The 13394-nt window shown below is 66.1% G+C and carries 11 protein-coding genes; 4 read left to right on the top strand and 7 right to left on the bottom strand.

Annotated features, from left to right (window positions below; all coding sequences use genetic code 11):
• Positions 1–46: 46 nt before the first annotated feature.
• Positions 47–784, bottom strand: a complete 738-nt coding sequence (locus ACXPWS_RS09815; protein WP_458712254.1) for a GntR family transcriptional regulator — start codon at positions 782–784, stop codon at positions 47–49.
• A 195-nt stretch (positions 785–979) separates the two neighbouring features.
• Here ACXPWS_RS09815 and iolC point away from each other — a divergent pair, with 195 nt between their 5' ends.
• Genes iolC through iolD form a run of 4 tightly spaced genes read left to right on the top strand, consistent with a single transcriptional unit; the run spans position 980 to position 5659 of the window.
• Positions 980–1957 (top strand): 5-dehydro-2-deoxygluconokinase, encoded by a 978-nt coding sequence (iolC, locus tag ACXPWS_RS09810; RefSeq protein WP_458712253.1) that lies wholly within the window; start codon positions 980–982, stop codon positions 1955–1957.
• Positions 1950–2837, top strand: a complete 888-nt coding sequence (locus ACXPWS_RS09805; protein ID WP_458712252.1) for a Cgl0159 family (beta/alpha)8-fold protein — start codon at positions 1950–1952, stop codon at positions 2835–2837. The genes iolC and ACXPWS_RS09805 overlap by 8 nt, the downstream gene beginning before the upstream one ends.
• On the top strand, positions 2834–3706 hold the full coding sequence (gene iolB, locus ACXPWS_RS09800; protein ID WP_458712251.1) for a 5-deoxy-glucuronate isomerase: 873 nt from the start codon (positions 2834–2836) through the stop codon (positions 3704–3706). Before ACXPWS_RS09805 ends, iolB begins: the two co-directional genes overlap by 4 nt.
• A 3-nt stretch (positions 3707–3709) precedes the next feature.
• Positions 3710–5659 carry a 3D-(3,5/4)-trihydroxycyclohexane-1,2-dione acylhydrolase (decyclizing) gene (gene iolD, locus ACXPWS_RS09795; protein ID WP_458712250.1) on the top strand — a complete coding sequence of 650 codons (1950 nt, stop codon included), beginning with the start codon at positions 3710–3712 and terminating at the stop codon, positions 5657–5659.
• A gap of 25 nt (positions 5660–5684) precedes the next feature.
• Here iolD and ACXPWS_RS09790 read toward each other — a convergent pair whose 3' ends face one another.
• The 6 genes from ACXPWS_RS09790 to ACXPWS_RS09765 all read right to left on the bottom strand — a co-directional run bounded on the left by ACXPWS_RS09790 (position 5685) and on the right by ACXPWS_RS09765 (position 13376).
• Positions 5685–6467 carry a sulfite exporter TauE/SafE family protein gene (locus ACXPWS_RS09790; protein ID WP_458712249.1) on the bottom strand — a complete coding sequence of 261 codons (783 nt, stop codon included), beginning with the start codon at positions 6465–6467 and terminating at the stop codon, positions 5685–5687.
• 117 nt (positions 6468–6584) lie between these two features.
• A complete protein-coding gene (locus ACXPWS_RS09785; RefSeq protein WP_458712248.1) occupies positions 6585–7787 on the bottom strand; it encodes an NAD(P)/FAD-dependent oxidoreductase in 1203 nt (400 codons plus the stop codon).
• Between the two features lie 24 nt (positions 7788–7811).
• Positions 7812–9191: an MBL fold metallo-hydrolase gene (locus ACXPWS_RS09780; protein WP_458712247.1), complete on the bottom strand. Its 1380-nt coding sequence runs from the start codon at positions 9189–9191 to the stop codon at positions 7812–7814.
• A 401-nt stretch (positions 9192–9592) separates the two neighbouring features.
• Entirely contained in the window at positions 9593–9877 is a 285-nt protein-coding gene (locus ACXPWS_RS09775; RefSeq protein WP_458712246.1) for a metal-sensitive transcriptional regulator, read from the bottom strand.
• Positions 9878–10082: 205 nt separating this feature from the next.
• Entirely contained in the window at positions 10083–11072 is a 990-nt protein-coding gene (locus ACXPWS_RS09770; RefSeq protein WP_458712245.1) for a Gfo/Idh/MocA family oxidoreductase, read from the bottom strand.
• Between the two features lie 129 nt (positions 11073–11201).
• Positions 11202–13376 carry a glutamine synthetase III family protein gene (locus tag ACXPWS_RS09765; protein WP_458712244.1) on the bottom strand — a complete coding sequence of 725 codons (2175 nt, stop codon included), beginning with the start codon at positions 13374–13376 and terminating at the stop codon, positions 11202–11204.
• Positions 13377–13394 lie beyond the last annotated feature (18 nt).

Genomic DNA, 13394 nt, shown 5'->3' with positions numbered 1-13394 from the left:
GTGCTGCCGAATCGCGGGTTTGCGGAATGCTCTGGGCAAGAATGATCTAGCGGTCGACCAAGGTGGTGTCGAAGTAGTACCGCGACGCTCGGTACGCGTGGCTGCCGTACTCGACGATGCGGCCGGAATCGTCAAAGGCGGTGCGCTCCATCACCAGCAAGGGCGCTTTCGGCTTCTCGTCGAGCAACCGTGCCTCGTCGCGGTCCGCGGCCTTGGCGCCGATGCGCTGGCGGGCCAGCCGGATATGCACCCCGCGGGAGCGCAGCGCCTGATACAGCCCGAAGCGCTCCAGCTCCTCGCGGTCCGGCGCAATCGGTGACGGCAGATGGTTGGTCATCAACGCCAGCGGCTGCCCACCCGAGCTGCGCAGCCGGCGCATCATCACCACCTCGGCACCGGGCTCGAGGTTGAGGTGGCCGGCGATGTCCGACGACGCCGGACCCGTCACATAGTCGAGCACCGTGGTAGCCGGCTCCTGGCCGGCCCGGGCCAGATCGTCGTACAGACTCGTCAGCTCGACGGGCCGGTGCACCGGGGTCTGCACCACCTGCGTGCCCACCCCCCGCTTGCGTACCAGCAGGCCCTTGTCGACCAGTTCCTGGATGGCGCGGCGCGTCGTCGGCCGGGACAGGCTCAGCCGGCTGGCCAGTGCCAGCTCGTTCTCGAAACGGTCCCCCGGCTTCAGATCGCCCTCCATGATGGCCTTTTCGAAGACCTGGGCAACCTGGAAATACAGTGGAATCGGACTCGACCGATCGAGTTCGACAGCCAACGTCAGGGTCACTCTCGCTCCGATCCAAAGCAGTTCCGTGCCGGGGTGGCCGGAAGAGATAGCCCAGATTACCCGCAAATGACCGGAAGTAAGAATGTCCGGACAAAGTCTTGACATGACGTGGCGCCAGAGCGCAAAGTCGATGTCAACACCGGGCGCACTCGCGCCACCGGGGGTCAGTACGCACATCGCATTCGGGAGTCAGCCGTGACCGCTACCGTCAACCCAGCTTTCGACGCCATCGCCATCGGGCGCAGCGGCGTCGACGTCTACCCACTGCAGGTCGGTGTCGGACTCGAGGACGTCACCTCATTCGGCAAATTCCTGGGTGGCAGTGCGGCCAACGTCGCGGTGGCCGCGGCGCGACTGGGTAACCGCACCGCGCTGATCTCCGGTGTCGGCAATGACCCCTTCGGCCGCTATGTCCGCAATGAACTCGACCGCCTGGGCGTCGACAACCGCTTCGTCACCACCCACGGCGAGTACCCCACCCCGGTGACCTTCTGCGAGATCTTCCCGCCCGACGATTTCCCGCTGTACTTCTATCGCAAGCCGTCCGCACCGGACCTGCAGATCCAACCCGGTGAGCTCGACCTGGACGCCATCGGTGCCGCCCGGCTGTACTGGTCGACGGTCACCGGGTTGTCCGAAGAGCCCAGCCGCAGTGCACATTTCGCCGCTTGGGAAGCGCGCGCACGTAAGCCGCTGACGGTGCTGGACCTGGACTATCGGCCGATGTTCTGGGCCGGCCCGGCCGCGGCCACCGAACAGGTGCAGCGCGCGCTGGCGCACGTCACCGTCGCGGTCGGTAACCGCGAGGAGTGTGAGATCGCCGTCGGCGAGACCAACCCGCACAAGGCCGCCGACGCGCTGCTGGACCTCGGGGTGGAACTGGCCATCGTGAAGCAGGGCCCGCGTGGCGTGCTGGGCAAGACCCGGCACAGCTCCGTCACCGTGGCACCCAACGACGTCGATGTGGTCAACGGCCTGGGCGCCGGGGATGCCTTCGGCGGCAGCCTGATCCATGGCCTGCTGCACAACTGGCAGCTGGAGAAGACGCTGCGCTACGCCAACGCCGCCGGTGCCATCGTCGCGTCCCGGCTGGAATGCTCGACGGCGATGCCCACCGCCGCCGAGGTGTCCGACCTCGCCGAGAAGACCGCTGTGGAGGCAGTCAATGTCTGATAACGCCGCCGTGTGCAAGGACTACACCGCCGTCACCGATGTGCGCGCGGGTGACCCCGGCGCCGTCGCCAGAGCCTGGCAGCAGCGCACCGCCCGGCCGACGGTCCGCGGTGACGGCCGCCTGATGATCGTTGCCGCGGACCACCCGGCCCGTGGCGCGCTCGCCGTCGGTGCGCGCGCCACCGCGATGAACAACCGCATCGATCTGCTGGACCGGCTGCGGACGGCACTGGCCGACCCGGGCGTGGACGGCGTGCTGGCCACCGCCGACATCCTCGACGACCTGCTGCTGCTGGGCGCCTTGGAGGACAAGGTGGTGTTCTCGTCGTTCAACCGCGGCGGACTGGCCGGTTCCTCCTTCGAACTCGACGACCGGATGACCGGTGCCACCGCCGCCTCGACCGCGGCGGCGAACATGAACGGCGGAAAGATGCTGTGCCGCATCGATCTCGACGACCCCGGCACCGTGGCCACCCTGGCGTCCTGCGCACAGGCCGTCGACGAACTCGCCGCCAACGGGCTGATCGCGATGGTCGAACCGTTCATGTCCACCCGGGTCGACGGCAAGGTCCGCAACGATCTGTCGCCGGACGCCGTGATCAAGTCGGTGCACATCAGCCAGGGCCTGGGATCCACCTCGGCCTACACCTGGATGAAGCTGCCGGTGGTCGACGAGATGGACCGGGTGATGGAATCCACCACCATGCCGACACTGCTGCTGGGCGGCGACCCGACCGATCCCGACGAGGCGTTCGCGTCCTGGGAGAAAGCCCTCGACCTGCCGGCGGTGCGCGGCCTGATCGTCGGGCGAACCCTGCTCTACCCCGGTGATGACGATGTCGCCGCCGCGGTGGCGACAGCAGTGAAGATGGTGCGATGAACTCGAAACTGTACATCCCGGCCAACAGCGCAGCCGCGCCGTTCACCGTCGCGATCACGCCCGAGGACGCCGGGTGGGCCGAATCCTCCCTGCACGTCCTCGATCTCGGGTCCGGCGGCTCGGTGTCGCTGAACACCGGTGACACCGAGGTGATGATCCTGCCGTTGGCCGGCGGCGGCTCCGTCGAGGCCGGCGGCCAGACGTTCCCGTTGTCGCCCCGCGGTTCGGTGTTCGACGGACCGGCCGACATGGTGTACCTCGGCATCGACCAGGCGTACACGGTGGCCGGCCGGGGACGCATCGCGATCTGCGGGGCGCGCGCCACCCGGTCATTCCCGAACCGCAGGGTGGCCGCCGCCGACGTCTCCGTCGAGCTGCGCGGTGCAGGCAATTGCAGCCGTCAGGTGCACAACTTCGGCACCGCCACGGCTTTCGAGGCCGACTCACTGATCGCCTGCGAGGTGATCACCCCCGGCGGCAACTGGTCGAGCTACCCCGCGCACAAGCACGACGAGAACTCCGAGGTGGAGACCCAGCTGGAGGAGATCTACTACTTCGAGATCGATGACAGTGTCGCGGGCACACCGGGTTTCGGCTACCACCGGGTCTACGGCACCCCGGCACGCCCCATCGAGGTGCTCGAGGAGGTTCGCACCGGTGATGTCGTGCTCGTGCCGCACGGATACCACGGACCGTCCATCGCCGCGCCGGGCCACCACATGTACTACCTGAACGTGATGGCCGGATCGGGACCGGACCGGGCTTGGCTCATCTGCGACGACCCCGATCACACCTGGTTGCGCGGCACATGGGACAACCAGGCCGTCGATCCGCGGCTGCCCTTCACCACTGCCTCCCGAGGAGCCTGAACCATGGTTTCCACCGCACCGAAATCCACCGCGAAGTTCGCCGACACCGAGGCGTCCGTGCGACTCACGGTGGCGCAGGCCACGGTTCGATTCCTGGCGAACCAGTTCGTCGAACACGATGGCGTCCGCACCAAGTTCTTCGCCGGGTGTTTCGGCATCTTCGGCCACGGCAACGTCGCGGGTCTGGGCCAGGCCCTGCTGCAGGATGAACTGGAAGCAGCGCAGTCCTCTCGGAAGCCCGGCCTTCAGTACGTGCTCGGCCGCAACGAGCAGGCCATGGTGCACACCGCCGTCGCCTATGCCCGGCAGAAGGACCGGCTGCAGGCGTGGGCGGTCACCGCCAGCGTCGGACCCGGCTCCACCAACATGCTCACCGGCGCGGCACTGGCCACCATCAACCGGCTTCCGGTGCTGCTGCTGCCCGCCGACACGTTCGCCACCCGGGTCAGTTCGCCGGTGCTGCAGGAGCTCGAGCTGCCCGGTTCCGGCGACGTGACCGTCAACGACGCGTTCAAGCCGCTGTCCCGCTACTTCGACCGGGTCTGGCGGCCCGAGCAGCTGCCCGCCGCCCTGCTCGGTGCCATGCGGGTGCTGACCGATCCCGTCGAGACCGGCGCCGCGACCGTTGCCATCCCGCAGGACGTCCAGGCCGAGGCCCATGACTGGCCGGAATCCCTGTTCGCCGAACGCACCTGGCATGTGGCCCGCCCGCTGCCGGAACGCTCGGTGCTGGCCAGGGCCGCCCAGATCATCCGGTCGGCTCGCAAGCCGCTCATCGTGGCCGGCGGCGGAGTCATCTACTCCGGTGCCAGCGAGGCGCTGGCCGCTTTCAGTGCCCAGACCGGGATCCCGGTTGGCGAGAGCCAGGCCGGTAAGGGCTCACTGCTGCATGATCATCCGCAGTCCGTCGGCGCCATCGGCTCCACCGGCACCACCGCTGCCAACGCGCTCGCCGCCGAGGCCGACGTGGTGATCGGCATCGGAACCCGGTACAGCGATTTCACCTCCGCGTCGCGCACTGCGTTCAACAACCCGGACGTGCGGTTCGTCAATATCAATGTGGCGTCGCTGGATTCGGTCAAACAGGGTGGTCTGAGCGTGGTGTCCGACGCTCGCGAGGCCATCGAGGGGCTCACCGGGGCGCTGGACGGCTATTCGGTCAGTGCCGAATACCGGGCGCGTACCGCCGAGCTGATCGCCGAGTGGAATGACACCGTATCCGCGGCATACGCATGCGAAGACGGTGCGGCACTGAACCAGAACCAGGTGATCGGCCTGGTGAACACCCTCTCGGATGCCCACGACGTGGTGGTGTGCGCCGCCGGCTCGATGCCTGGGGATCTGCACAAGCTGTGGCGGATGCGGGACCACAAGGGTTACCACGTCGAATACGGGTTCTCCTGCATGGGCTACGAGATCGCCGGCGGTATCGGCGTGCGGATGGCTGCCCCGGACCGCGATGTGTTCATCATGGTCGGCGACGGGTCCTACCTGATGATGGCGACCGAGATCGTCACCGCGGTGCAAGAGGGTGTCAAGGTCATCCCGGTGCTGGTGCAGAACCACGGATTCGCCTCCATCGGTGGACTTTCCGAGTCGGTGGGATCCCAGCGTTTCGGCACCGACTACCGGTACCGCAGCCAGGACGGCCGGTTGGACGGCGCCAAGCTGCCCGTCGACCTGGCCGCCAATGCCGCCAGCCTGGGTGCCGACGTCATCAAGGTCGGTACACCCGCCGAATTCGCCGACGCAGTCAAGGTGGCCAAGGCCGCCGAGCACATCACCGTGATCTACGTCGAAACCGACCCACGGATCTACGCCCCCGACAGTCAGTCATGGTGGGATGTGCCCGTCAGCCAAGAGTCAAGCCTGGCGTCGACGCAGGACGCGTACCGGCGGTACGCCGAGTGGAAGCGGGTTCAGCGCCCGCTCATCAAACCGACCGATCGCTGACGGCGGCGCCCGGTGCCGTGAACGGTCACCAGCCGACGACGATCGTGTCGATGAGAACATAGGCGGCGACGGCGAACACCAGATATGCGAACCAGTGCTGCAGTCTGCGGGTGTCGAATCGGGTGCCGAAGTGACCGGCGATCAGGGAGCCGACGATCGCGGTGCCGACGAACGCCGCGGTGATGGCCCAGTCGATGTGGGTGCCCGTGATGTGGGAGAGGATCCCGGCCAACGAGTTCGCTACGATGATCACCAGTGATGTGCCGATGGCGATGGGCATCTCGACGCCGAGCATCAACACCAGCGCCGGGATGATCAGGAATCCACCACCGACACCGAACAGACCGGTGAGCAGGCCGACGAGGAAGCCCGCCGGAATGGATCTCGGAGCGCACCGGCGCCAGTTGATTCCCGTATCACCGACGGTGCAGGCGGTACCGGTGCTGCCGTTGTCTTGCAGCATCCGAATGCCCGCCAGCATCATCACGACGGCGAAGCCGACGAGAAGTACCGGCTGCGGCAGATGTCTGCCGATGGCACTGCCGACGAAGGTGGCCGGGATGCCGGCCGCCGCAAAGACGGCCGCCAGTCGCCATTGAACGTGCCCGACGCGGATCTTCGGCAGCGCGCCCACCGCCGAGGCCGTGCCGACCACCAACAGCGACATCGGAATTGCTTGTTCGATCCCCAGCCCCAGCACGTAGACCAATGCCGGCACCGCCAGGATCGATCCGCCTCCCCCGAGCAGCCCCAACAGCACACCGATGATGGCGCCGAGAGCGAGGGCGAGGGCGAGGGCGATGTTCATCGGGTCTCACACCGCCGCGACTGGGCGCGCGGACATTTCGGTCACGGTCTCGCCGCCGCGGCCTTGGCACGGACTTCGGTCATGTCCATGTCCTTTCGTGGTGTCGCAATCGAATTCCTAGGCCAGACCCTTGAGCATGAGGTTCCAGTACATGAACGGAAGTCCGTACTTCTTCAGATACCAATACGCCCGGTGCGGTGTCGTCGGGTTGAGCAGCGGGAACGACGGTTCCAGCTTCAGGTCGTAGTCGAACTCGGCGAGCAGCATCGCGTGCGACGAGGTGACGATCGGGCAGGACGAGTAACCGTCGTAGGAGGCATCCAGTGGTGTGTTCTTCAGGTAGGAGTCGATGTTGTCGACCACCACCGGCGCCTGCTTGCGGATGGCCGCGCCGGTCTTCGAGTTCGGCGACGAGCCGGCATCACCCAGGCTGAACACGTTCGGATACCGAACGTGCTGCATGGAGTGCTTGTCGATGTCGACGTAGCCCGTGGCGTCACCGGTGGACAGCGGGCTGGACTTGATCCAGTCCGGCGCCGACTGCCGCGGCACGGCGTGTAACACGTCGTAGGGCAGCATGGTGTCGGTGCCGCCCGCGGCGACACTGGTGATGGCGACCTTGTGTGATGCCGTATCGACGGATGCCACTTCGGAGTTGGTGTGCACAGTGATCCCGTAGTCGGCGATCACCTTGTCGAGGCTGTCGGCGATGGCCGGGATCCCGAACGGTCGCGCCCCCGGCATGACCAGGTGCACATCGATGTCCTTGAGCACACCTTGGGACCGCCAGTAGTCCGACGCCAGGTAGGCGATCTTCTGCGGCGCGCCCGCACACTTGATGGCGCCAGAGGGCACGGTGAACACCGCGGTACCCGACCGCAGGTTGCGGATGAAATCCCAGGTCTTCGGCGCCAGGTCGAACCGGTAGTTCGACGAGACCCCGTCCCGCCCCAAGGTGTCCTCAAGACCTTCCGTGCGGTTCCAGTCCAGTTGGATGCCCGGGCAGACGACGAGCACGTCGTATTCATAACTCGCGCCGTCGGTACAGGTCACGGTGTTGTTGTCGGGATCAAAGGCGCTGGCGGCGTTCTTGATCCACGTTGCGCCCCTGGGTATCACCGAGGACTCCGCCCGTTCGGTCGTGGCGGCCTTCGCCTGCCCACCGCCGACGAGTGTCCACAACGGCTGGTAGTAGTGCGTGCTCGACGGCTCGATGACCGCGACGTCGGTGTAGCCCTTGCGCAGCATCCGGGCCGCGACGGTGATGCCGGCGGTTCCGCCACCGACGATCAGGATCTGGTGTTTGGCCATGTTGGTCATGGTGATTCGTCTCCTGGTGCGTCGTCAGACGTTCTGGTGTGCTGCGTTCCAGGCGCCGTAGCCGCCCAGGATGTCGCTGACGTCGGCGAAGCCGTTGTGCCGTAACAGACTTGCTGCAACAGAGGACCGGTAACCGCCGGCGCAGTACACGACCGTCGGTTTGGTGGCATCGAGCTCACCGAGCCGGGCGGGCAGCTGGCCGACCGGGATCGGGATCGCGTGCGGGATGGAACCGGCTTCGATCTCACCCGGGTTGCGGACGTCGACGATCTGCAGGTCCGTCATTCGCTCGGCCCGCTCGTCGAACGCCTTCGCCGTCAACCGCGACGCCATCTGGACGTGGTCCCGGTGGTCGAGCATCGCTTGATAGGGGTCTGCCAGGTAGCCGATCACCCGGTCGAACCCGATGCGGGCCAGCCGGTTCTTACCTTCGAGTTCCTGTCCGGGCTCGGTGAACAGCACGATATCGACGTCGGACTTCAGCACCGATCCGGCGAACTCGGCGTAGCGACCTTCCAGGCCGATGTTGATCGCGTCACGCGGGTGGCCCAGGGCGAACTCCTCGGGGTTGCGCCCGTCAACCAGGACGGCACCCCCGTCGATCGCGGCACGGACCTGGCCATAGGTCATCGCGGCCGGCATCTTGGTCTCGTCCAGCAATCCGCGGTCCTTACGGTTGAGGATCGCGTCGTAGGCGAAGTAGCCGGGAGCGGGCGGCTGCCCCTCGGTGACGAGTTTCATGAAGGTGGCCTTGTCGGCGGCCCGCAGCGCGTAGTTCGTCGCCTTCTGATCGCCGATCGTCGACCACAGATCGGTCGAGAGGTTCTTACCGCATGCCGAGCCCGCGCCGTGAGCGGGATAGACCCGCGTCGCGTCGGGCAGCGTCATCAGCTTGTCGTGCAGCGAGTCGTAGAGCTTGTCGGCCAACTCCTCGCGCGTGAAGCCGATGGAGGCCAACAGGTCTGGGCGGCCGACGTCGCCGATGAACAAGGTGTCGCCGGTCATCACCCCGTAGGGGATCTCGTCGGCGGCATGCTCGTAGACCACCACGCTCATCGATTCCGGGGTGTGCCCGGGGGTGTGGCGGAACTCGATCGTCACCTCGCCGAGGGAGTACCGCTGGCCGTCGTCGACGCCCATGGACTCGAATTCGGTCTCCGCGACCGAGGAGTAGACGATCTTCGCGCCGGTGGCCTTCGCCAATTCCAGGTGACCGGACAGGAAGTCGGCGTGGAAGTGCGTTTCGATGACCAATTCGATGGTCAGGCCCTGTTCCAACGCGTCGGCGACATACTCGGCCACATCGCGCTGTGGGTCGACAACGACTGCGCGGCCGGTGGTTTCGTCACCGATCAGATAGGACGCGTGGGAAAGGCAATCCAGGTAGTACTGCTGCAGGATCATCGCCGTCTTCTTTCTCTTCGATTGGGGGATGCCATTCGGGCTGGGCCTCCATAGCTGGGAACTATACCCCCTGGGGTATTTATTCCCTTCGGAGAAAATACCGAAGGGGGTATTGCTCATGTACTGAACAATACCCCCTCCGGTATATGTCAACGAGAGGCTTTGGTCACCTCAACCGCGGCAACCTCACTTGCCCTGCCGAGCCTTGCGTCCGCCGAACCAGCTGCGACGGGTCGGCGTGGCGGCGTCGCCGGAAGCATGACCGGAGCACCATTGCGCCGCGGGCACACCACTGCGCACGGAATCGACGTGCATCCCACACCCCGCCCAGGTGGTTTTCCCGCATACGCGACATTTGACGGCGCGACACATCACAGACGCCTTTCTTCGACGGTCCGGACTCAGGCCAGGCTCAAGAAGAGCTTCTCCAGCTCCTCGATGGTGAGTGCATCCGCATCCGCCTCTGCACCAGGCTCATTGGCGGAATCGATGCAATTGCGCAGACCGGACGCGATGATCGTGAAACCGGCCCGGTCCAACGCGCGTGACGCGGCAGCAAGTTGAGTGACGACATCCTTGCAGCTTCGCCCCTGCTCGATCATGGAGATAACCCCGCCGAGTTGCCCCTGCACCCGGCGCAGACGGTTGAGTACGGCGGTCATATCCGCCTCGTTCTTTGTGCTCATGCCGCCACCATACCATACCCCCTATGGTATTTATCGAGGTTCTGAGATAGGCTCTCGGACGTCGCCCATACCCCATGGGGTATCGCCGAGTGGGGCCACCTCCTCGCAGGCACAGCGCCTCAACACATCTGAGATAGGGATACGAGGAATGAAGCTGCCGTCGAAAGACAGCTCCACTGGCCGCCTCCGCCACCAGCACGGTGTATCAGTCCGGCACCGTCACCCAGCCGGCACCGGAATTCATCGACTCGATGAGGGCGTCGGCGACGACCGACGCGCGCAGACCGTCCTCGGCGGTGGCCAAGGTCGACGGGCGGGCGGCCGCGATGGAGTCGACCCACTCCTGCAGCTCGATCCGGTAGGCGTCGCTGTATCGCGGGATCCAGTCAGCGGGATAGTCCACACCCCTTCGACTCTCGGCGTCGACGACGACGTGGGCCGGCAGCGCCAGGGCGGCGGTGCCGGTTTCCATCACGACCTCGCAGCGAGTCTCATAACCATAGGCGGCGTTCAGGAACAGCTCGACGGTCACCAACACGTCGGACGCCGTGCGCAGCAGGTAGAACTGCGGATCCTGCCGGGCGCCGGCGTGCACCGACGATCGGCCGTGCTGGTAGCTCACCTCGACGATCGGCGAGTCCAGCAGCCACGGCATGATGTCGAGTTCGTGGATCGCGGAGTTGGTGATCGACGAGGCCGAGTCGCCGCCGGGATAACTGGTCACATTCCGGCTCACGCCGTGCACCACCAGCGGCGCACCGAGTGCACCGTCGCGCACCCGCGCGCGCAGCGCCACATAGGGCGGATCGAACCGGCGCATGAACCCGACCGCCACCAGGTCGGCCGGGCGCCCCAGCTCCCGCTGCGCCGCGACCAGCTCCCGGCACTCCGCCGCCGTTGGCGCCAAGGGCTTTTCGCACATCACCGGTTTGCCTGCCCGCAGGGCGGCGCGCACCAGATCCGCGTGGGTGTCATCGCGGGTGGCGATCACCACGGCATCCACACCCGTGTCCGCGATCAGCGCGTAGCCGTCGGTGTGCACCAGGGCGCCGAGTTCGGCCGCCACCCTGCCGGCCACCGCAGCGTCGAAATCGGTCACCGCGACCAGATCGGATCCGGAGACCACCTGGGCGAGCTTGCGGGCATGGTCGGCACCCATGACGCCGACCCCGATGACACCTACGCGCACAGTCATGGTCCGAGTATTACATCTTAATGTCTTAACAAAAAGCACATTGATTGCATGCCGCGCAACCACGAACGTCGAGTTGCCGTCGGCGATCGGCTGCGATCCCGACGACAACTCGACGTTCGAAGAAGAAACTCAGAGGATGTACAGCATCTCCTGATAGGTCGGCAGCGGCCACAGATCGTCGGCCACCAAACCTTCGAGCGTGTCGGCCGCGGTACGCACCGCGTCCATCAACGGCAGCAGGCTCTGCGCGTGGGCGGCATGCTCGGCCGCCGATTCGCCGCCGTGCTCCCCCATCGCCGTCTTGAGTGCCGACAAGGCGGCAGTCAGCGCCGAGATCGGGGCCGAAACCGTCTGCAGCAGCGTCAGATCCGGCTCCAGCCCGGCGGCCTTCAGCGTCGCCACATTCGAGGCCAGCTCGGTCTGGTAGCGGACCGCCGCGGGCAGCACCACGGTCGAGCCCATCTCCAGCGTCAGCTTGGCTTCCACACCGACCGTCAGGGTGTACATCTCGTAGCGGACCTCTTCACGACTGCGCAGTTCACGCTCGTTGAAGACGCCGTACTTCTCGAACACCGCGATCGCCTCGGGCTTGACCAGCTCGGGGATAGCGTCGATGGTGGTCTTGAGGTTCGGCAGCCCACGCTCGGCCGCTTCGATCTGCCAGTTCTCCGAGTACCCGTCGCCGTTGAACACCACCGCGCCGTGCTCGGTGATGATCTCGGTGAGCAGCTTCTGCACCGACGTGTCGAAGTCCTCGCCCTCACCGACAGCCTTCTCCAGCCACGTCGCCATGTAGTCCAGCGAGTCCGCCATGATGGTGTTGAGGATGATCATCGGCACGTTGATCGTCTGACCGGAGCCCGGCGCACGGAACTCGAACCGGTTGCCGGTGAAGGCGAACGGGCTGGTGCGGTTACGGTCGCCGGGATCGGTCGGCAGCACCGGCAAGGTGTCGACGCCCATGATCATCGAACCCTTGCCCTTGGACGAGGTGGCCGCGCCCTTGGCGATCTGCTCGAACACATCGGCCAGCTGATCGCCGAGGAAGATCGAGATGATCGCCGGCGGCGCCTCGTTGGCGCCCAGGCGGTGATCGTTGGTGGCCGAGGCAACCGACACCCGCAACAGGCCGGCGAACTTGTGCACGGCGCGGATGACGGCGGCGCAGAACACCAGGAACTGCGCGTTCTCGTGCGGGGTGTCGCCGGGCACCAGCAGGCTGCCGAACTGCGCGTTGCCCAGCGAGAAGTTGACGTGCTTGCCGGAGCCGTTGACGCCGGCGAACGGCTTCTCGTGGAACAGGCACTCCATGCCGTGCTTCTTGGCGATGGTCTTGAACGTCGTCATCAGCAGCTGCTGGTGGTCGGCGGCGATATTGGCCCGTTCGAACATCGGCGCGATCTCGAACTGGCCGGGCGCGACCTCGTTGTGCCGGGTCTTGGCCGGGATACCGAGCTTGAACAGCTCGCGCTCGGTGTCCATCATGAAACCGAGCACCCGGTCGGGGATGGCGCCGAAGTAGTGGTCGTCGAATTCCTGCCCCTTGGGCGGCTTGGCTCCGAAGAGCGTGCGGCCGGCGTTGATCAGGTCCGGACGAGCCAGGAAGAAGTGCCGGTCGACCAGGAAGTACTCCTGCTCCGGGCCGCAGAACGACACGATGTGGTCGAAGTCCTTGTGCCCGAACAACTTCAGAATGCGTTCGGCCTGCGCGCCCATGGCCTGCTGGCTGCGCAGCAGCGGCGTCTTGTAGTCCAGCGCCTCGCCGGTCATCGAGACGAACACCGTCGGGATGCACAGCGTGTTGCCGTTCGGGTTCTCCAGGATGTAGGCCGGGCTCGTGACATCCCAGCCGGTGTAACCACGCGCCTCGAACGTGCTGCGCAGGCCGCCGGAGGGGAAGCTGGAGCCGTCGGGCTCCCCCTGGATCAGGGTCTTGCCGGCGAACTCGGCCAGCGTCTGGCCGTCGGAGACCGGCTCCAGGAAGCTGTCGTGCTTCTCCGCGGTCAGGCCGGTCATCGGGTAGAACACGTGCGCGTAGTGGGTGGCGCCGCGCGACAGCGCCCAGTCCTTCATCACCGAGGCGACGGAGTCGGCGACGGACGGGTCGAGCTTGGCGCCCTTCTCGATGCTCGCGGCGACGGACTTGTAGACCGACTTGGGCAGCCGCAGTCGCATCTCGGCCAGCGTGAAGACGTTCGCGCCGAAGATCTCGCCGGGCGCCTCGGCAGGGTCGAAGCTGAAGGCCGGAGGGACGTAGCCCTCGACGTTGGTGATTGCCTGCAGACGGGCCGCATTTCCGCTCAATGGACTTCCTATCGCTAC

The organism is Mycobacterium sp. BMJ-28, from assembly GCF_054404835.1.
The sequence above is the reverse complement of the archived record's forward strand: the minus strand, read 5'-3'. Positions and strand labels throughout refer to the sequence as shown.